General features: G+C 64.0%; 16 protein-coding genes. 15 read left to right on the top strand and 1 reads right to left on the bottom strand.

Annotated elements, in window-relative coordinates; genetic code table 11:
- Position 1: 1 nt before the first annotated feature.
- Together BLV47_RS18730 and BLV47_RS18725 are read left to right on the top strand one after the other, a co-directional pair.
- Positions 2-2,482: an ABC transporter permease gene (locus tag BLV47_RS18730; protein WP_092316022.1), complete on the top strand. Its 2,481-nt coding sequence runs from the start codon at positions 2-4 to the stop codon at positions 2,480-2,482.
- Positions 2,472-3,557 (top strand): lipocalin-like domain-containing protein, encoded by a 1,086-nt coding sequence (locus BLV47_RS18725; protein WP_092316020.1) that lies wholly within the window; start codon positions 2,472-2,474, stop codon positions 3,555-3,557. Before BLV47_RS18730 ends, BLV47_RS18725 begins: the two co-directional genes overlap by 11 nt.
- A 235-nt stretch (positions 3,558-3,792) precedes the next feature.
- On the opposite strand, the gene BLV47_RS18720 is transcribed toward BLV47_RS18725, so the two are convergent.
- Entirely contained in the window at positions 3,793-4,179 is a 387-nt protein-coding gene (locus BLV47_RS18720) for a hypothetical protein (RefSeq protein WP_092316018.1), read from the bottom strand.
- Between the two features lie 192 nt (positions 4,180-4,371).
- Between BLV47_RS18720 and BLV47_RS18715 the strand changes: the two genes are divergently transcribed.
- The 13 genes from BLV47_RS18715 (at position 4,372) to BLV47_RS18655 (ending at position 18,133) form a co-directional block, all read left to right on the top strand.
- Positions 4,372-4,743 carry a hypothetical protein gene (locus BLV47_RS18715; protein WP_092316016.1) on the top strand — a complete coding sequence of 124 codons (372 nt, stop codon included), beginning with the start codon at positions 4,372-4,374 and terminating at the stop codon, positions 4,741-4,743.
- A gap of 313 nt (positions 4,744-5,056) precedes the next feature.
- Positions 5,057-6,613 carry a type VI secretion system protein TssA gene (gene tssA / locus BLV47_RS18710; protein WP_092316014.1) on the top strand — a complete coding sequence of 519 codons (1,557 nt, stop codon included), beginning with the start codon at positions 5,057-5,059 and terminating at the stop codon, positions 6,611-6,613.
- 33 nt (positions 6,614-6,646) lie between these two features.
- The gene (gene tssB, locus BLV47_RS18705; protein ID WP_092316012.1) at positions 6,647-7,153 is read left to right on the top strand and encodes a type VI secretion system contractile sheath small subunit; all 507 of its coding nucleotides are present in this window, start codon (positions 6,647-6,649) and stop codon (positions 7,151-7,153) included.
- 27 nt (positions 7,154-7,180) lie between these two features.
- Positions 7,181-8,656 carry a type VI secretion system contractile sheath large subunit gene (tssC, locus tag BLV47_RS18700; RefSeq protein ID WP_016965107.1) on the top strand — a complete coding sequence of 492 codons (1,476 nt, stop codon included), beginning with the start codon at positions 7,181-7,183 and terminating at the stop codon, positions 8,654-8,656.
- A gap of 15 nt (positions 8,657-8,671) precedes the next feature.
- Positions 8,672-9,079, top strand: a complete 408-nt coding sequence (tssE, locus tag BLV47_RS18695; RefSeq protein ID WP_092316010.1) for a type VI secretion system baseplate subunit TssE — start codon at positions 8,672-8,674, stop codon at positions 9,077-9,079.
- Between the two features lie 13 nt (positions 9,080-9,092).
- A complete protein-coding gene (locus BLV47_RS18690) occupies positions 9,093-9,596 on the top strand; it encodes a PAAR domain-containing protein (RefSeq protein WP_092316008.1) in 504 nt (167 codons plus the stop codon).
- Between the two features lie 5 nt (positions 9,597-9,601).
- Complete coding sequence (locus BLV47_RS18685; RefSeq protein ID WP_092317308.1) at positions 9,602-10,453, top strand: hypothetical protein; 852 nt, start codon at positions 9,602-9,604, stop codon at positions 10,451-10,453.
- Positions 10,450-10,824, top strand: coding sequence for a hypothetical protein (locus BLV47_RS18680; RefSeq protein WP_092316006.1), 375 nt, complete (start codon positions 10,450-10,452; stop codon positions 10,822-10,824). The genes BLV47_RS18685 and BLV47_RS18680 overlap by 4 nt, the downstream gene beginning before the upstream one ends.
- Before the next feature lie 160 nt (positions 10,825-10,984).
- Complete coding sequence (gene tssF, locus BLV47_RS18675; RefSeq protein WP_092316004.1) at positions 10,985-12,772, top strand: type VI secretion system baseplate subunit TssF; 1,788 nt, start codon at positions 10,985-10,987, stop codon at positions 12,770-12,772.
- Complete coding sequence (gene tssG, locus BLV47_RS18670) at positions 12,736-13,743, top strand: type VI secretion system baseplate subunit TssG (protein ID WP_092316002.1); 1,008 nt, start codon at positions 12,736-12,738, stop codon at positions 13,741-13,743. The genes tssF and tssG overlap by 37 nt, the downstream gene beginning before the upstream one ends.
- An 11-nt stretch (positions 13,744-13,754) precedes the next feature.
- Complete coding sequence (tssH, locus tag BLV47_RS18665; protein WP_092316000.1) at positions 13,755-16,370, top strand: type VI secretion system ATPase TssH; 2,616 nt, start codon at positions 13,755-13,757, stop codon at positions 16,368-16,370.
- Between the two features lie 10 nt (positions 16,371-16,380).
- Positions 16,381-17,907, top strand: coding sequence for a sigma-54 interaction domain-containing protein (locus BLV47_RS18660; protein WP_092315998.1), 1,527 nt, complete (start codon positions 16,381-16,383; stop codon positions 17,905-17,907).
- 85 nt (positions 17,908-17,992) lie between these two features.
- Positions 17,993-18,133 (top strand): type VI secretion protein, encoded by a 141-nt coding sequence (locus BLV47_RS18655; protein WP_092315995.1) that lies wholly within the window; start codon positions 17,993-17,995, stop codon positions 18,131-18,133.
- Positions 18,134-18,141 lie beyond the last annotated feature (8 nt).

The raw sequence follows: 18,141 nt of genomic DNA, 5'->3' as shown, positions 1-18,141 counted from the left end.
GATGCGGGTCCTGGTGACGGCGCTGCAGGCGTTGCTGAGCCATTGGCGTCGGCATCCGCTGCAGTTTTTCAGCGTGCTCACCGGGCTGTGGCTGGCCACCAGCCTGTTGACCGGAGTACTGGCCCTCAACAGCCAGGCCCGGGACAGTTATGCGCGGGCCAGCCAACTGATCGGCGGCGAGCCCCAGGCCAGCCTGAGCAGCCCCAGTGGCGCCAGTGTTGCCCAGCAGTGGTTCGTCGACCTGCGCCGGGCCGGCTGGCCGGTGTCGCCGGTGCTGCAGGGGCGCCTGCAGTTGCCGGGCCATGACGACCTGTCCCTGCAAGTGATGGGCATCGAGCCGTTATCCCTGCCTGCCGGTGCCGCGGTGGCCGGGCAGACGCTGGCGCTGCAGCAGATGGTCGAATTCTTCAGCCCGCCGGGGGTGACCTGGGTGGCGCCACAAACCCTGGCCAGCCTGGGCTTGCAACCGGGCGAGCAGCCCTCGGCACTCAACGGCCAGCGTTTGCCGCCGCTGCGGGTGCGGGCGGACATGGCCCCGGGAGTGCTGTTGATGGACATCGGCTTTGCCCAGCAGGTGCTGGGCCAGCCCGGGCAGTTGAGCCGGCTGTTGCTGCCCAGGGAGTTTGCCGCCAGCGCGCCGCCGTTGCCCGAGGCCCTGAGGGGGCAATTGGTGTTGCGCCAGGGGCAGGCACAGGGCGATCTGGCGCGCCTGACCGAGAGTTTTCACCTGAACCTGGATGCCCTGGGGTTCCTGTCCTTCGCGGTCGGGCTGTTTATCGTGCATGCCGCCATCGGCCTGGCCCTGGAACAGCGGCGGGGCTTGCTGCGCACCTTGCGGGCCTGCGGGGTCAGTGCGCGCTTGCTGATCCTCTGCCTGAGCCTGGAGCTGGGAGGGCTGGCGCTGTTGGGTGCGGTGGCGGGAGTGGTCAGCGGCTACTGGCTGGCTGGCGTGTTGCTGCCGGACGTGGCCGCCAGCCTGCGGGGTTTGTACGGCGCGCAAGTGGCGGGGCAGTTGAGCCTGAGTCCCTGGTGGTGGTTCAGCGGTATCGGCCTGAGCCTGTTGGGCGCCTTGCTGGCCGGTGGCGCCAGCCTGCTGCGGGCGGCGCGCCTGCCGCTGTTGGCCCTGGCCAATCCCCAGGCCTGGCATCAGGCCCATGCCCGTTGGCTGCGCCGTCAGGGCGTGGTGGCTGGCCTGGCGGTGCTGGTGGCCCTGGCGGCCTGGCAATGGGGTGACAGCCTGGCCAGTGGCTTCGTGTTGATGGCGGCCTTGCTGCTGGAGGCCGCCCTGGGCCTGCCGGTGCTGCTCGATGCGGTGCTGGGCGGCTTGCTGGGGCGCAGTCGCGGGGTGCTGGGGCAGTGGTTTCTCGCCGATTGCCGACAACAGTTGCCAGCCCTGAGCCTGGCCTTGATGGCGCTACTGCTGGCCCTGGCGGCGAATATCGGCGCTGGCAGCATGACCGCGGGTTTTCGCGAGACTTTCAACGACTGGCTGGAGCAACGCTTGAGCGCCGAGCTGTACGTCAATCCGCAAACCCCCGAACAGGCCCGGCAGCTGCGCGACTGGCTGGCGTTGCAGCCCCAGGTGACGGCGCTGTTGCCCAGTTGGCAAGTGGCGTTGCAGATCCAGGGCTGGCCGGCGGACCTGTACGGGGTGGTCGAGCATGACAGCTACCGTGAGCACTGGCCGTTGCTGGAGGCGGCGGGCGCCGATCCCTGGGCGCGATTGGCGGCCGAGGACAGCCTGATGCTCAGCGAGCAGCTGGCCCGGCGGCTCAAGCTGCGGGTCGGCGATCGCCTGGAACTGTCGGTGCCGCAAGGGCAGTGGACACCACAGGTGGTGGGGATCTACGCCGATTACGGCAATCCCCGGGGGCACCTGCTGGTGAACGTCGAGCACCTGCTGCGGTACTGGCCGGACTTGACGCCAAACCGCTTCAACCTGCGCCTTGCGCCGGCGGCGGTGCCGGCGCTGGTCGGCGCCCTGCAACGGCAATTTCACCTGGATGACAGTCGGGTCGTCGATCAGGCCCGGCTCAAGGGCTGGTCGCAACAGGTCTTCGAACGCACCTTCGCCGCCACCGCGGCGCTCAACAGCCTGACCCTGGGGGTGTCCGGGGTGGCGCTGTTCATCAGCCTGCTGACCCAGAGCCAGAGCCGCCTGGGCCAGTTGGCGCCGCTCTGGGCCCTGGGCGTGGGGCGGCGTCAGTTGCTGCTGCTGAACCTGGCCCAGACCTGGCTGCTGGCCTTGCTCACTCTGGTCCTGGCGCTGCCCTTGGGGATTGTCCTGGCCTGGTGCCTGGACACTGTGATCAACGTCCAGGCCTTTGGCTGGCGTCTGCCGCTGCGGGTGTTTCCCGGGCAGCTGGTGCAACTGCTGGGGCTGGCGATGCTGGCGACCCTGCTGGCTTCGGCCTGGCCGCTGCTTCGCCTGTACCGTGCCCAACCGGCGGATCTGTTGAGGACCTTTGCCCATGAAGATTGAGCGCTTGAGCAGGGCTCTGGCGGGGCTGCTACTGGCCTTGCTGGGCGGTTGCGAACCTGCCGCCGAGCCGCCCCAGGGGTTTGCCGGGCTGGGCAATGAGGCCGCGGCCTTCGCCCCGGTGCTGCCGGGGCGCAGGTTCGGCTTTCCTGCCGATCATGGTCCCCACGACGGTTTTCGCATCGAGTGGTGGTACCTGACCGCCGACCTCAAGGACGCTCAAGGCCGCCGCTTCGGCGTGCAGTGGACGCTGTTTCGCAGCGCCTTGCGCGCCGCGCCGGAGCAGCCCGGCTGGAGTGCGCCGCTGGTCTGGCTGGGGCACGCGGCGGCGACGTCGGCCAGCAGCCATCATGCCGCCGAGCGTTATGCCCGGGGCGGGGTGGGGCAGGCCGGGGTCACGGCGCAGCCGTTCCAGGCCTGGATCGATGACTGGCGCCTGAGCAGCCTGTCCAGCGGCGACAATCCCCTGGCACGGATGCAGGTGCAGGCCAGCGGACCGGGGTTTGCCTATCGGTTGCAACTGTCCAGCAGCCGGCCTTTGGTACTGCAGGGCGAGGGCGGTTACAGCCGCAAGTCCGATCAGGGGCAGGCGTCCTATTACTACAGCCAGCCGTTTTTCCAGGCCTCGGGCCAGTTGCAGATCGACGGCCAGTGGTACGAGGTCAGCGGCCCGGCCTGGCTCGATCGGGAGTGGAGCAGCCAGCCCCTGGCGGCCGATCAGAGCGGTTGGGACTGGTTCTCCCTGCATCTGGACAGCGGCGAACGACTGATGCTGTTCCGGGTCCGACAGGACAGTCGCGCGCCCTATATCACCGGCACCTGGATCAATGCCGACGGCAGCACCCAGAACCTGGCACAGGAACAGATCCGCATGACGGCGCTGGATACGGCTCAGGTCGAGGGGCGGCGCCTGCCGATCGCCTGGCAATTGAGCATCCCCGACAAGGGCCTGGACATCAGGACCCGGGCCTTGAATCCCCAGTCCTGGATGCGGCTGAGCATTCCCTACTGGGAAGGACCGATCACGCTGGAGGGCAGCCACGGCGGCAGCGGCTATCTGGAGATGACCGGGTATTGAGCGGCGGTGTGCGTGGCAGCGTCCAGCGTTGCAGTTTTATTCAGAATCGGCCCACGGACATTCCCGGGCAGTTGCACTAGAATGCCAAGCGTTCGCCCGGTGCAAGGGCTCTTTACCGGTGCATGGATTGCCAAGGCCAGAGCACTGGGCGAACACCTTCCTCTGTCGCGTTCGGCGATGTTCCTGCTTCACCCTTCCCAAGCTTGCGCTTGCCCCAGATCTGCCTCGGCGGTGCTTACAGCGCCAGCGGTTGCAGGCTCACTTGGCGGGCCAGCAGGCTGATAAACCCGGGCAGCGGCCGGGTGCAACCCTGCACGCTCAGCAGGATGATGGAGGCGCCGATGGCCAGGGCCGCGCCACCGTCCTCGTCCACCTGGAGCAACTGTCCGGTGATGTGCAGTCCGTCCTTGTCCCTGGTCATTTGCGGCTCAGGCCCGGCGCTGGCCCACAGGTTGTGCTGCCAGCGGAACTCATCCTCCAGACTCAGCTCTACTTCGTGCTCCTGGGCCACCTGGGGCGGCGCTCCCAGCCATTGGCCGCGGCCTTCGCCGAACGCGCAGCGGAAGTCGACCCACAAGGCAGACGACGGGTCGCTGTGGAGGGCGGTGAGCGTGATGCGCATGTCAGGTGTTTCCGTTGTCGAGGGGCGAGGGCGTGTGGTCCATGGACCGTTCAGGCGCCAAGGCTGCAGGGGCCGGCCGCGCCTGGCAAGTTGTCCGGGGGCTTTTTATTGCGCTGTTGCGTGGCTGGGGCAGAGAATGCCCCCGGCCCGAGCGGGCCGCCGATGAACGGCCCAGGTGCTGGAGATTAGGGATTGATCTGGTTGAAGCGTTTTCTGATGACGGTGGGCGGGCTGGCGCTGGTGCTGGTGCTGATTGCACTTTGGGTGGCCTTGATGGACTTCAGCAAGGCTCCCGCCCATGGGTTGGCCGAGCATCCCAATGCCCAGTGGCAGGGCGCGGCCGATGGGGGGCATTACATTGAAATCACCCGCGCCGAGCCGCCTTATTACTTCATTCAAGTGCGGTATGAAAGTGGCCACCTGTGGGATGAAGGCTGGCTTAAATATGAGGGCGGCGACGGTGAAACCTTGAGTGCCAACGAAGTACTCGCATTCGACGGCGATGGAGTTATTTACCTGCAACAGCGCAAAGTGCTGAGCGCGGATAAGTCCGGGGCCAATTGAGGTCGTGCGGCCCGTGCGCCGTCAGTGGTTCAAGCGGGGTTGCTGCAAATAATGCTGGTTGAATGAGCCTGAATATAACTGTGCAATAAGTTGCGCATAAGAACTTAAACATATTTGTACTAGAGGTTTATCAATCTATATAAGAAAAATCCTATATTTTTGCCTGAGGTGTTCCGTTAGGGTTTTGCCACCTGAATGGATATCCGGTAGTTCCAGTGCGCACTTTGTTTCCCACCTCTGTCAGACTTTTCTATAAAGAGCGTAATCAGCGCATCTGTCTGAGTAAGGTGGCGGGCATGGAAAGTGGCCACCTATGAGCTACTCGCGCAAGTTGTATTCCCATCACCTCAAACTCGCCCAGGCCCCGGTGCACGAGCACAGTTTCGCCGGCGAGGACGTGCGCTTCTCCAACGAATACGAAGCCCTGGAAAACGAGCTGGGCAAAGCCCAGTCGCTGCATGCCAACGGTCAGATCGACTGGCTGAAGGTCCAGGAGCAAAGCGAAGCCCTGTTGCGTGATCAATCCAAGGATCTGCGGGTCGCCGCCTGGCTGACCTGGGCCCTGCATCAGCGCGAGTCTTTCCCTGGCCTGCTGGCGGGCCTGGGGTTGTTGCGCCACCTGTGCGAGCACCATTGGCAGCAGGTGCACCCGGCCAAGCCGCGCACCCGTGCGGCGGCGATCGCCTGGCTGGTGCCGCGCCTGCAGGAAGCCCTCGACGACGATGTGCCGGTCAAGGAGCAACTGCCGCTGTTTCGGCGTCTGGTGGAGCAGATCCAGGGGCTGGACGGCATCCTGACCCGGCACCTGGGGGACGAAGCGCCCTTGCTGCTGCCGATCTGCCGGCGTCTGCAGGGCATGGTCACCCGGGCGGCGGACCAGCAGCCTGAACCCGGCGCCGTGGGCAGTGTGGTGGCCCAGGTCAAGCAGGCGGCGGCGCAGCTCTTTACCCCCGGCTCGCCCATCGATAACGAAAAGGACGCGCACAAGGCCCTGCGCGCCCAGCAGGACAACGCTCGGCCGCTGTGCGCCTGGTGGCTGCGGCAGAAAGCCACCGATCAACGGGCCCTGCGCCTCAATCGCACCCTGATGTGGCTGGCCATCGATGCGGTGCCCGAGCGCAATGCCGAGCAGGTCACCGCCTTGCGCGGGCTGCCGGCGGACAAGTTGCGTCACTACCAGGAACGTTTCGCCCAGGGCCAGTACGCCGACCTGCTGGTGGAACTGGAGGCCAGTCTGGCCCGGGCGCCGTTCTGGTTCGACGGCCAGCGCATGGTCTGGGAGTGCCTGCAGGAGCTCAATGCCGAGTCGGCCATGCGCGAGGTGGAGTTCCATTTCGCCCTGCTGCTGCAACGCCTGCCCGGGCTGATCGAACTGCGTTTCCATGATGGTGTGGCCTTTGCCGATCCGGCCACTCGCGCCTGGGTCAGCGCCCAGGTCCTGCCCCATCTGCAAAGTGCCGATGCGCCGCGCAAGGTCGAAGCGGACAGCCACCTGCCGGCCTGGGAAGAGGCCCTGGACGAGGTGCTGCCGACCCTGCGCAAGGACGGCCTCAAGGCTGCGGTGCAGGTGCTCAAGCAGGGACTGCAGAACGCCCAGGGCGGGCGGGTGCGGTTCTTCTGGCAGTTGAGCCTGGCGCGCCTGTGTTTCACGGCCAAGAAGTACGAACTGGCCAAGACCCAACTGGAGACGCTCGACCAGCAGTTGCAGCACTCGGGCCTGCAGGCCTGGGAGCCGCAACTGGCGCTGGAGGTGCTGCAGCTGCTGCACAACTGCTGCGAGCTGTTGCCGCAGAACCACGCGGTGCGCGAACGCAAGGAAGAGGTTTACCGCAGGCTGTGCCATCTCGATCTCGAGGTGGTACTCGAATAGGCCCCAGGGCCAACAATCCCAAGGAGAAGTGTCATGGCCAAAGAAGGCTCTGTAGCCCCCAAGGAACGGATCAACGTCACGTTCAAGCCCGCCACCGGCGGCGCCCAGGAAGAAATCGAACTGCCGTTGAAGCTACTGGCGATCGGCGATTACACCCAGCGCCTGGACGAGCGCAAGGTCGAGGATCGCAAACCCATCAGCATCGACAAGATGACCTTTGACGAGGTCCTGGCCAAGCAGGAACTGCGCCTGACCCTGAGCGTGCCCAATCGCCTGCAGGACGACGGCGGCAGCGACGAGCTGGCGGTGCAACTGCGGGTTGATTCGATTAAGGACTTCAATCCCGCGAGCCTGGTGGAGCAGGTGCCGGAGCTGAAGAAACTCATGGAACTGCGCGACGCCCTGGTGGCGCTCAAGGGGCCGTTGGGCAACGCGCCGGCCTTTCGCAAAGCCATCGAAGGCGTGCTCGCCGATGACCAGTCCCGGGACCGAGTCTTGGGTGAACTGGGTCTGAACGCCGCCCCCGCCCTGCAAGACTGAGCCCTCAACAGCCAAGGAAGCTCGAACATGAGCAGCAGTGCCGCACAGCAGAAGCACCAGGACAGCAGTGAATACAGCATCCTCGACAGCATCATCGCCGAGACGCGCCTGACCCCGGATGACGAGGCCTATGACATCGCCAAGCGCGGGGTCTCGGCCTTTATAGAAGAGTTGCTGAAACCGCAGAACAGCGGCGAGCCGGTGAAGAAGGCCATGGTCGATCGGATGATTGCCGAGATCGACGCCAAGCTCAGCCAGCAGATGGACGAGATCCTCCACCATCCCGACTTTCAGTCGCTGGAGTCGGCCTGGCGTGGCTTGCAATTGCTGGTGGACCGCACCAATTTCCGCGAGAACATCAAGATCGAGATCCTCAACGTCTCCAAGCAGGACCTGCTGGACGACTTCGAGGACTCTCCGGAAGTGATGCAGGCCGGCCTCTACAAACACATCTACACCGCTGAATACGGCCAGTTCGGTGGCCAGCCGGTGGGGGCCATCATCGCCAACTACTTCATGTCCCCCAGCTCGCCGGACGTGAAGCTGATGCAGTACGTGTCCAGCGTGGCCTGCATGTCCCATGCACCCTTCATCGCTGCGGCGGGGCCGAAGTTCTTCGGCCTGGAAAGCTTTACCGGGCTGCCGGACCTCAAGGATCTCAAGGACCACTTCGAAGGCCCGCAATTTGCCAAGTGGCAGAGCTTCCGTCAGTCCGAGGATGCCCGCTACATCGGCCTGACCCTGCCGCGTTTCCTGTTGCGCAACCCTTATGACCCGGAAGAAAACCCGGTGAAATCCTTCGTCTACAAGGAAAACGTCGCCAACAGCCACGAAGACTACCTGTGGGGCAACACCGCCTACGCCTTTGGCACTCGCCTGACCGACAGCTTCGCCAAGTTTCGCTGGTGCCCGAACATCATCGGCCCGCAGAGCGGTGGCGCGGTGGAGGACCTGCCCCTGCACCACTTCGAGAGCATGGGCGAGATCGAAACCAAGATTCCCACCGAGGTGCTGGTTTCCGACCGGCGCGAGTACGAACTGGCGGAAGAGGGTTTCATCTCCCTGACCATGCGCAAGGGCAGCGACAACGCCGCGTTCTTCTCCGCCAGTTCGGTGCAGAAACCCAAGTTCTTCGGCATCAGCGCCGAGGGCAAGGCGGCGGAGCTCAACTACAAGCTTGGTACCCAGCTGCCCTACATGATGATCGTCAACCGCCTGGCCCATTACCTGAAGGTGCTGCAGCGCGAGCAACTGGGGTCCTGGAAGGAGCGCACCGACCTGGAACTGGAACTCAACAAGTGGATCCGCCAGTACGTGGCCGACCAGGAGAACCCCAGCAGCGAAGTGCGTGGCCGACGCCCGCTGCGTGCCGCGCAGATCATCGTCAGCGACGTCGAGGGTGAGCCGGGCTGGTACCGGGTCAGCCTCAACGTGCGGCCGCACTTCAAGTACATGGGGGCGGACTTCACCTTGTCGCTGGTGGGCAAGCTGGACAAGGAATAGGGCAGGAGCTGAGCCATGCGTCGATACGGCAGCCTTTTCGAACGCCTCAGCGGCGAGGCCGAGCAGCGCGTCGGCTGGAGTCGCGAAGTGGCCGCCATGGCGTCGGTGGCTGCCCATCTGGCGAAGATGCTCAGCACCCGGGCGGGCAGTGTGCAGACACTGTCCGACTACGGGCTGCCGGATCTCAACGACATGCGCCTGAGCCTGCACGACGCGCTGAGTCAGGCGCGAGAGGCGATCGAAGGCTTTATCGAAACCTATGAGCCCAGGCTGTCCGGCGTGCGGGTCAAGCCACTGTCCCGGGACCACGATCCCCTCAAGCTGGCCTTCAGCATCGAAGGCCTGCTGGAGGTGGAAGGGGTCAGGCGCCAGGTGAGCTTTGCCGCGCGGCTGGATGGCAGCGGGCAGGTACGGGTCAAGTAAGGAGTGCACAAGGATGTCTGGAAAACCTGCGGCGCGGCTCAGCGATCCAACGGCTTGCCCGATTCCCGGGCATGGGGTCAGCCCCATCGCCAGCGGCTCAGCGGATGTGCTGTTCGACGGCTTGCCGGCGGCGCGCGAAGGTGACGTGTCGGCCTGTGGCGGAGCCCTGAGCGGTGCCTTGAGCAGCACCGTGTTCATCAACGGTCGGCCGGCCGCCACTCTGGGCTCGCTGGGCAGTCACGGCAACACGGTGATAGGCGGATCAGGGACGGTGATCATTGGCGATACCCATGTCCCGGCACCGTTTGTGGCGCCGTTGCCTTTGGTCATGGCCGGCGAATTCAATCAATTTCTTGAGTTCAGGACTGCAAGCGGAAAAGTCGTTGAGGATCTGCAGTTTTTCATTCGTTCTGAAAGTGGAATTGAAAAGAGCGGTACGACTTCAACGGGTGTTTCGAGCGGTATTTCGACTGGAAGAAAGTCGGAGGTTCTCAACGTGCTGGTTTCTGCGGAGTGATAGACGTGAAGACAGTCATTGTTGTCGACGGTATTAATCATGTCTTCTTGACGGAGGGAGGGGCTACAAAATTAAAGCTGGAAGCAGAAACAACCGAGGCGACGGATGTTGCGGGAGCACAACTGAAGTTGCCGGACATTTGGCTGATCACGAGAAAGAATGGCACTCCTATTTTTGGTTTGAGGCCTGAGTCCGGTGATAAGGCGTTCCGTATATTGACTGCAGAAAAGTTGTACGAGGAGAAGATTCAATGGTTTGAGCCATTGGCCCGTTACTACAGGCGGTTGATCTGGGTAAATCCAGAGTCAACCCGAAAAGGCGCAGATGTATATCTTGCCTACAAACATGTCACCTGGGGAGAACTCATAGAGTTTGCAATTGTTGATCGATTGTCGATCAGTTTTCATAGTTTGCTTCCTGGGGACTGGAAGAAATCTGATAAGGGAGGGGATGGATACCTTTTAGTACTGATGCAGGATCAACCTTACTGGACCGACGGTATTGGGCAGATCCCCTATGCGGTCAACACCTTCAGGAAGTACTGGAGAGAGACTCGGAACAAGGATCTTGCTATCAGGAAAACAGGAGAGACAGGAATTAGGTGGGGAAGCGGAAAATTCTACGAGCCAGCGGAAACAGGGCCCGGAGACGTTTACGACAATTTCATGATCTTGAGGGGAGCCTTGTGGGCATCTGAAAATTTCAGGCTCGAAGTGAAACAGCACACCATTCTTGATCGAGGCATTCCTTATGAAATAGAGACAGCAGACGCAGTGTATGCACCCACCTCGAAGACCAGGCTGACTCGCCCTATTTCACAGTCTGATATAGACAGGTATGGAGTTTGGCAGCGATGAGTGTCAGGCAAGGTATTGGTATTTGCATACACCTTTTGTTTTGTGTGATTTATATATTTTTGCATGACTATCTTGTCGGTATTTATGTTTCGATTTATGGAGGGTTTACATCTCGAGGTATTGCTATCGCCATGACCAGTGGCTTGATGTTCTACCTGTTTGTCTTAATGAGTTTTGTGGTTTTTTTAATTTCAGGTTTCAAGTGGAAGGTTTTAGTAATTTTTTTGTTGATGATTTCGATATTTTTTTATTTTTATCCGCGTTATCCCGTACGGGCGATCGTGTATTCGCTACTTGAGGGAGGGCTGATGATGTTGGCAGTTTTACTCAGGATGTGGCTGGAAAAGTGGTTGCTCAGAGTGGGGCGCTGAAATTGTCAGTCGTTTGGTAGTTGAACCTCTGCGCCATTGTCCGGTTGTAGAGCGCGGTGGTTTTTTACGGTTTCAAGTAACACGAATCGAATCTGAGCACTGATCCAAGTCAGGGTTTTCATATGCTCGCCCCTTTAACAGAGACGCAGGCAGGTACGCCATGTCCTTCAACCACTACTACCAAAGCGAACTGACCGCACTGCGCCAGTTGGGTCGGCGTTTTGCCGAGCGTAGTCCGGCGCTGGCTCCGTTTCTCGGGCAGGCCGGGCGGGACCCGGATGTGGAGCGGCTGCTGGAAGGCTTTGCCTTTCTCACCGGGCGTCTGCGGCAGAAGCTCGATGACGAGCTGCCGGAGCTCAGCCATTCGTTGATGCATCTGCTGTGGCCCAACTACATGCGGCCGTTGCCGGCGTTCAGCATCCTGCAGTTCGATCCATTGCAGCGCTCGGGGCCGGCGGTGGCGGTGGCCCGTGACACTCCCGTGGAAAGCCAGCCGGTCAACGAGGTGCGCTGTCGTTTTCGCACCTGCTACCCCACCGAGGTGCTGCCCCTGGACCTGACCGGCTTGACCTATTCGGTGAAGGGCGACGGCGCCTTGCTCAGCCTGCGCCTGGAGATGAGCTGTGACGGTCATGTCGGTGAGCTTGCGCTCAGCCGCTTGCGCTTGCACCTGGCCGGTGAGCGCTACATCAGTCAGATGCTCTACCTGAGCCTGCTGCGCAACCTGGACAGTATCGAGCTGGTGCCGTTGCAGGCAGGTGGCGCGCCGTTGCAGGGGGCCAATGGCGATCCGCTGTCGTTCAAGATTCCCGGCAATCAAGTGCAGCCGGTGGGATTTGCCGAAGAGCAAGCGCTGATCCCGTACCCGCTGAACACCTTCCGTGGCTACCGCTATCTGCAGGAGTATTTCTCCTTCCAGGACAAGTTCCTGTTCGTCGACCTGGATGGCCTGCAGGTACTGCGTTCGTTGCCCGAAGACCGCCTCAAGCAGGTGCGCGGGCTGGAGCTGCGTTTCGATATCCGCAAGAGCGGTATCCAGCGCCTGCGGCCGACCCTGGATAACGTCAAGCTGTACTGCACCCCCATCGTCAACCTGTTCAAGCACGACGCGCTGCCGATCCGCCTCGACGGCAAGCAGGACGAATACCTGTTGCTGCCGGCCGAATACGACCTGGAGAACTGCGGCGTGTTCTCGGTGGATTCGGTCACCGGCTGGGCCCCGGGCGGGGTCGGCTACCAGGACTATGTCGCGTTCGAATCCTTCGAGCACGACCCCAGTTTCGACGTGCCCCAGAGCCGTCCGCACTACAGCATCCGCCAGCGTTCATCGTTGCTGCACGATGGCCTGGACACCTACCTGAGTTTCGCCATCCGCCACACCGAGGCCCAGGAAACCCTGTCCATCGAGCTGACCTGCACCAACCAGAACCTGCCCCGGCAGCTCAAGCTCGGGGACATCAACCTGTCCTGCGAGGCAACGCCGGACTTCCTCAGGTTTCGCAATATCACCGCGGCCACGTCCAGTTTCGCGCCGCCGCTCAATCGCGATTTCCTGTGGAAGCTGATCAGCAACATGTCCCTCAACTACCTGTCCCTGGCCAACGTCGATGCGCTCAAGGTGATTCTCGAAACCTACGACCTGCCGCGCTATTACGACCAGCACGCCGAACGGGTCAGCAAACGTTTGCTGGGGGGGCTCAAGTCGATCCGTCACGAACACGTCGATCGCCTGCACCGTGGCCTGCCGCTGCGGGGCCTGCGCACCGAGCTGACCATCGACCCGCAAGGCTATATCGGTGAAGGCGACCTGTTCATCTTCGCTTCCGTGCTCAACGAGTTTTTCGCGCTTTACGCCAGCCTCAATTCGTACCACGAGCTGCGGGTAAACAGTACACAAGGAGAGGTGTACCAATGGACGCCACGCATGGGGTTGCAGCCCCTGCTTTAAGCGAGCTGTCCCGAGGCATACGGGAGTACTCGCTGTTCCAGGCGGTGATGCTGGTGGTCGATCGACTGCGCGATGCTCACCCACAGATGAACGACGACGAGCTCTACGATCAACTGGAGTTCCAGGCCAACCCGAGCCTGGGATTTCCCGGTAGCGACGTCGATCGCGTGGAGTTCTTCGAAGAGCACGGACTCTTGCATGCGCGCCTGCGCCTGAACCTGATCGGCCTGTTCGGCTCCGGTTCGCCGCTGCCGGCCTTCTATGGCGAGCAGGCCCTGGGCGACACCGAGGAGGGCAACCCGACCCGGTATTTTCTCGATCTGTTCCACCATCGCCTGCAACGACTGATGCTGCCGATCTGGCGCAAGTACCGCTATCGCGCGAGCTTCTCCAGCGGCGCCCTGGACCCGTTTTCCAGCCAGTTGTTCGCCTTGATCGGCCTGGGCGGCGAGGAGATCCGCCAGGCCCGGGAACTGAACTGGAAACGCTTGCTGCCCTACCTTGGCTTGCTCAGCCTGCGGGCCCACTCGGCGGCGCTGATCGAGGCGGTGCTGCGTTACTACTTCAAGCATGCGCAGCTGGTGATCGAGCAATGCATCGAGCGCCGGGTGCAGATCCTCGACGAGCAGCGCAACCGCCTGGGCCTGGGCAACAGCGTGCTCGGCGAGGACCTGGTGCTGGGGGAGCGGGTGCGCGATCGCAGCGGCAAGTTCCGCATCCACATCCGCGAGCTCGACTGGCAGCGCTTCCATGAATTCCTGCCGATCGGCTTTGGCTATCAACCGCTCTGCGCCCTGGTGCGCTTCACCTTGCGCGACCCGTTGGACTACGACATTCGCCTGGTACTGCGCCAGGAAGAAATCCGTGAACTGTGCATCGGCGAGCAGAACGCTTGCCGCCTGGGCTGGACCAGCTGGCTGGGACGTGAACGCGCCGATGGCGTGGTGACCCTGGGCAGCCTCTCTCATTAAGGACGAGACCGATGATCAACGTCGATTTGCCACAACTGATCCAGGCACTGGATGCCGAAACCCGTCGCGACCTGGAGCGCTGCGCCGAGCGTTGCGTGGCCCGTGGCGGCAGCAAGATCCTGGTGGAAGACCTGCTGCTGGAACTGCTGGAGCGGCCCCAAGGGCTGCTGGCCCGGGCCCTGCAGGATGCCGGGATCGAGGCCGCCGAGCTGGTGGCGGTGCTGCAACCCGGGACCGAGCACAGTGCCTCGCGCAACCCGGTGTTTGCGCCGGAACTGGTGCAATGGCTGCAGGACGCCTTGCTGGTGGCCAGCCTGGAGCTGGGGCAGACCCAGGTGCAGCAGGCGGCGTTGCTCCTGGCCCTGCTGCGCAACCCGCTGCGCTACGCCGGCAGCCGCTACCAGCCGCTGCTGGCGCGGCTGAACAGCCAGCGCCTGAAAGACTTCGCCCTGGCCCAGCAGGCTGATCCCGCGGCCCCGGGCCAGCCGGCGGCCGGCGGCGAATCGCTGTTGCAGCGCTTCACCCACAACCTCACTCAGCAGGCCCGGGACGGCAAGCTCGACCCGGTGCTGTGCCGCGATGAGGCGCTGCGCCAGATGGTGGATATCCTCGCCCGGCGGCGCAAGAACAACCCGATCATTGTCGGCGAAGCCGGGGTCGGCAAGACCGCGGTGGTGGAGGAACTGGCGTCGCGCATTGCCGCCGGTGAAGTGCCCCAGGCGTTGCAGGGAGTCGAGTTGCTGGTCCTGGACATGGGCCTGCTGCAGGCCGGGGCCAGCGTCAAGGGCGAGTTCGAGCGCCGGCTCAAAGGGGTGATCGACGAGGTCAAGGCCGCGCCGCGGCCGATCATCATGTTCATCGACGAGGCCCATACCCTGATCGGGGCCGGTGGCAACGCCGGCGGTGGCGACGCTGCCAACCTGCTCAAGCCGGCCCTGGCCCGAGGCGAGCTGCGCACCATCGCCGCCACCACCTGGAGCGAGTACAAGAAATACTTCGAGAAGGACCCGGCCCTGGCCCGGCGTTTCCAGCCGGTGCAGTTGCATGAGCCCAGTGTCGACGAGGCGGTGACCATCCTGCGCGGCCTGGCCCCGGTCTATGAACAGAGCCACGGCATTTACCTGCGCGACGACGCGGTGGTGGCGGCGGCGCAGTTGTCGGCACGCTATCTGGCGGGCCGCCAGTTGCCGGACAAGGCGGTGGATGTTCTGGACACCGCCTGTGCCCGGGTGCGCATCAGCCTGGCGGCGGCGCCGCAGAGCCTGGAACGGCTGCGGGCCGAGCTGGCCGAAGGCGGGCGCCAGTGCCAGGCCCAGCGGCGCGATGCCGAGGCCGGGCTGAGTATCGATCGGCCGGCCCTGGCCCAGCTGCAACAGCGCCTGATCGAGGCCGAGCAGGAGCGGCAGGCCCTGGAGCAACGCTGGCTCGAACAGCGCCGGCTGGCCGAGCGCCTGCTGGTCCTGCGCCAGGAACTGGCCCAGGCCCGCGCCGCCGCGAGCGCCAGCCCCCAGGACCCGGAGCAGGGCCGGCCAACCGTGGATTTGGATGCCCTGCAGGCAGAACTGGAGGCGGTCCACGGCCTGTTGAGCAGTGCTCAAACCGCAGAGCGCCTGGTCAGCTTTGAAGTGTGTCCACGGCTGGTGGCCGAAGTCATCAGCGCCTGGACCGGTGTGCCCCTGGAGCAACTGGCCCGGGAGCACAACGCCCGGGTGGCCAGTTTCGCCGACGATCTGCGAGCGCGGATCCGCGGCCAGGAACAGGCGGTGCAGGCCCTCGACCGTTCCATGCGCGCCGTCGCCGCGGGCCTGAACAAGCCTGACGCACCGGTGGGGGTGTTCCTGCTGGTGGGCCCCAGCGGTGTCGGCAAGACCGAGACCGCCCTGGCCCTGGCGGACCTGCTGTACGGCGGCGAGCGCTTCCTGACCACCATCAACATGTCCGAATTCCAGGAGAAACACAGCGTCTCGCGGCTGATCGGCTCGCCGCCCGGCTACATCGGTTATGGCGAGGGCGGCATGCTCACCGAAGCGGTCCGGCAGAAGCCCTATTCGGTGGTGCTGCTGGACGAGGTGGAGAAGGCCGATCCGGACGTGCTCAACCTGTTCTACCAGATCTTCGACAAGGGCCTGGCCAACGATGGCGAGGGGCGCGCGATCGACTTTCGCAACACCCTGATCCTGATGACCTCGAACCTTGCCAGCGAACGCATCGACGCCCTGTGCCAGGGCCCGCAGCGCCCCAGCACCGAGGATCTGGAGCGGGCGATCCGTCCGCTGCTCAGCGCCCACTTCAAGCCGGCGCTGCTGGCCCGCATGCGCGTGGTGCCGTTCTACCCGGTGGACGCTCCGGTGCTGCGGGAGCTGATCGAGATCAAGCTGCAGCGCCTGGGCCGGCGCCTGGCGCGCCGGCAACTGCAGTTCAGTCATTGCCAGGAACTGGTGACGCAACTGGCCCGGCGCTGCGGGCAGAGCGACAGCGGTGCGCGACTGATCGACCACTTGCTGGAGGCGCACCTGCTGCCCCGGGTCGCCGATCGCCTGCTGCAGGCCATGGCCAGCGGCGAGACCCTTGGGCAGGTGTACGCCACGGTGGATGCAGATGGCGGCGTGGTCTGCGAGTTTGCTTGAGGACACCCGAATGTTTACCCAGATTGCCCAACCACTGGCCTATGCCGAATCCCTGCTGGGGATGTACTGCGACCTGGCCCGCAGCGGCGACGAGGCCAGTCTGCTGGCGGACTTCGTGGCGGCCGTCGCCCGGCTCAGTGGTTGCCAGTTGACCCAGCTGTATCTGCTGGACGCCACCCATACCCGCTTGGAGCTTTGCGCCGAGTGTCTGAGCGATGCCGCGCGACCGCGACCGGTGGCCGAGCTGCCGGCGGACTACAACGGCGAACAGCTGTTGCAGTTCGCGCTGTGCCAGGACCGCGTGCTGTTCCTCGCCGACCTGGGTTGCGGCCTGTACCAGACCGATTTCCTGCCGGAGGCGGGCGGTGCCTGGCGCTCGCTGCTGTGCGTGCCCTTGGCCAACCCCCAGGGCGCGGTGCAAGGGCTGCTGCTGTGCGCCAGCCGCGAGCCTGCCCGGTTGCAGGGGTTTGCCGGTTCGTTGCGCCTGTCGGGCAGCTTCCTGCTGGCCCAGCGCAGCCTGCGGCAACACTGGCGGCATGCGCTGGCCACGCCGCCGGTCGAGGCCGAGGCGCCGCGCCGCGTCGGCGACTACGGGCTGATTGGCAGCAGCCCGGCCATGCGCCAGACCTGCCAGCTGATCAGCAAGGTGCTGCACAGCCCTTACACGGTGCTGCTCCAGGGCGAGACCGGCACCGGCAAGGAGGTGGTGGCGCGGGCCATCCACGATTACGGACCGCGCCGCTTGCAGCCCTTCATCGTGCAGAACTGCGCAGCCTTGCCCGAGCATTTGCTGGAGAGCGAATTGTTCGGCTACCGCAAAGGCGCGTTCACCGGTGCCGACAGCGATCGCATCGGCCTGTTCGAGGCGGCCCAGGGCGGCACGCTGCTGCTGGATGAAATCGGCGACATGCCGCTGGTGCTGCAGGCCAAGTTGTTGCGGGTGTTGCAGGAAAGCGAAATCCGCCCCCTGGGCAGCACCGAGCCGCGCCAGATCGATGTGCGCATCATCGCCGCCACGCACCGCGACTTGCCGACCCTGGTCAGCAGCGGCGAGTTTCGCGAAGACCTCTATTACCGCCTTGGCCAGTTCCCCATCGAACTGCCGCCCCTGCGCCAGCGCGCCGGGGATGTGGCGCAACTGGCGCGCTATTTCTGCGACAAGACCTGCGCCTTCCTCCAGCGCGAAGCATTGCAGTGGTCCGACTCGGCGTTGCAACTGCTTGGCGGCTACGCCTTTCCCGGCAACGTGCGCGAGCTCAAGGGTCTGGTCGAACGGGCGGTACTGCTGTGCGAAGGCCGCGAACTGCTGCCCGAGCACTTGCTCCTGCAACGCCCGGCGCCGGACGACTCGCCGAGCCTGAACCTGCGGCTGCGCATGGAACAGGTCGAGCGCGGCCTGTTGCTGGAGTGCCTGCACAAGCACGGCGGCAATCGCACCCACGCCGCCCGCGAGCTGGGCATGTCGCGGCGTGCCCTGCATTACCGCCTGGCGCGCTTGCAGATCCAGCCGCTGGAACCCGAGGCGTCCTGCTCATGAGCGCGCTGTGGTGGTGTTTGTCACTGACCGGCGGCGCCCGATCCGTTCGGCGCCGTGCCCCTTACCTTGATTCGGAGAACTGCTGATGTCCGTGCGTCCCTGGCCTCTTGTCCTGCTGTTGCTGGTGGTTTTCGGCCACCTGGGCGGTTGCAGCGGCAATTACAAATTCAATGACCCCAGCTACCGCCCGCTCGGAGACCCGCAGACGGTCAACCGCGGCAAGTGAGCGCAAGG

The sequence above is a fragment of the Pseudomonas saponiphila genome (genome assembly GCF_900105185.1).
GTDB lineage: Bacteria > Pseudomonadota > Gammaproteobacteria > Pseudomonadales > Pseudomonadaceae > Aquipseudomonas > Aquipseudomonas saponiphila.
Note: the sequence above shows the minus strand (reverse complement) of the source record. Positions and strands in the feature narration are given on the sequence as shown.

Bases quoted from the DNA above. Each gene is read 5' to 3' on its own strand.
- tssA (WP_092316014.1), top strand. From the start codon at position 5,057: ATGAGCTACTCGCGCAAGTTGTATTCCCATCACCTCAAACTCGCCCAG.
- BLV47_RS18725 (WP_092316020.1), top strand. From the start codon at position 2,472: ATGAAGATTGAGCGCTTGAGCAGGGCTCTGGCGGGGCTGCTACTGGCC.
- tssH (WP_092316000.1), top strand. From the start codon at position 13,755: ATGATCAACGTCGATTTGCCACAACTGATCCAGGCACTGGATGCCGAA.
- BLV47_RS18690 (WP_092316008.1), top strand. From the start codon at position 9,093: ATGTCTGGAAAACCTGCGGCGCGGCTCAGCGATCCAACGGCTTGCCCG.
- BLV47_RS18720 (WP_092316018.1), bottom strand. From the start codon at position 4,179: ATGCGCATCACGCTCACCGCCCTCCACAGCGACCCGTCGTCTGCCTTG.
- tssB (WP_092316012.1), top strand. From the start codon at position 6,647: ATGGCCAAAGAAGGCTCTGTAGCCCCCAAGGAACGGATCAACGTCACG.
- BLV47_RS18655 (WP_092315995.1), top strand. From the start codon at position 17,993: ATGTCCGTGCGTCCCTGGCCTCTTGTCCTGCTGTTGCTGGTGGTTTTC.
- tssF (WP_092316004.1), top strand. From the start codon at position 10,985: ATGTCCTTCAACCACTACTACCAAAGCGAACTGACCGCACTGCGCCAG.
- BLV47_RS18680 (WP_092316006.1), top strand. From the start codon at position 10,450: ATGAGTGTCAGGCAAGGTATTGGTATTTGCATACACCTTTTGTTTTGT.
- tssG (WP_092316002.1), top strand. From the start codon at position 12,736: ATGGACGCCACGCATGGGGTTGCAGCCCCTGCTTTAAGCGAGCTGTCC.
- BLV47_RS18660 (WP_092315998.1), top strand. From the start codon at position 16,381: ATGTTTACCCAGATTGCCCAACCACTGGCCTATGCCGAATCCCTGCTG.
- tssC (WP_016965107.1), top strand. From the start codon at position 7,181: ATGAGCAGCAGTGCCGCACAGCAGAAGCACCAGGACAGCAGTGAATAC.
- tssE (WP_092316010.1), top strand. From the start codon at position 8,672: ATGCGTCGATACGGCAGCCTTTTCGAACGCCTCAGCGGCGAGGCCGAG.
- BLV47_RS18730 (WP_092316022.1), top strand. From the start codon at position 2: ATGCGGGTCCTGGTGACGGCGCTGCAGGCGTTGCTGAGCCATTGGCGT.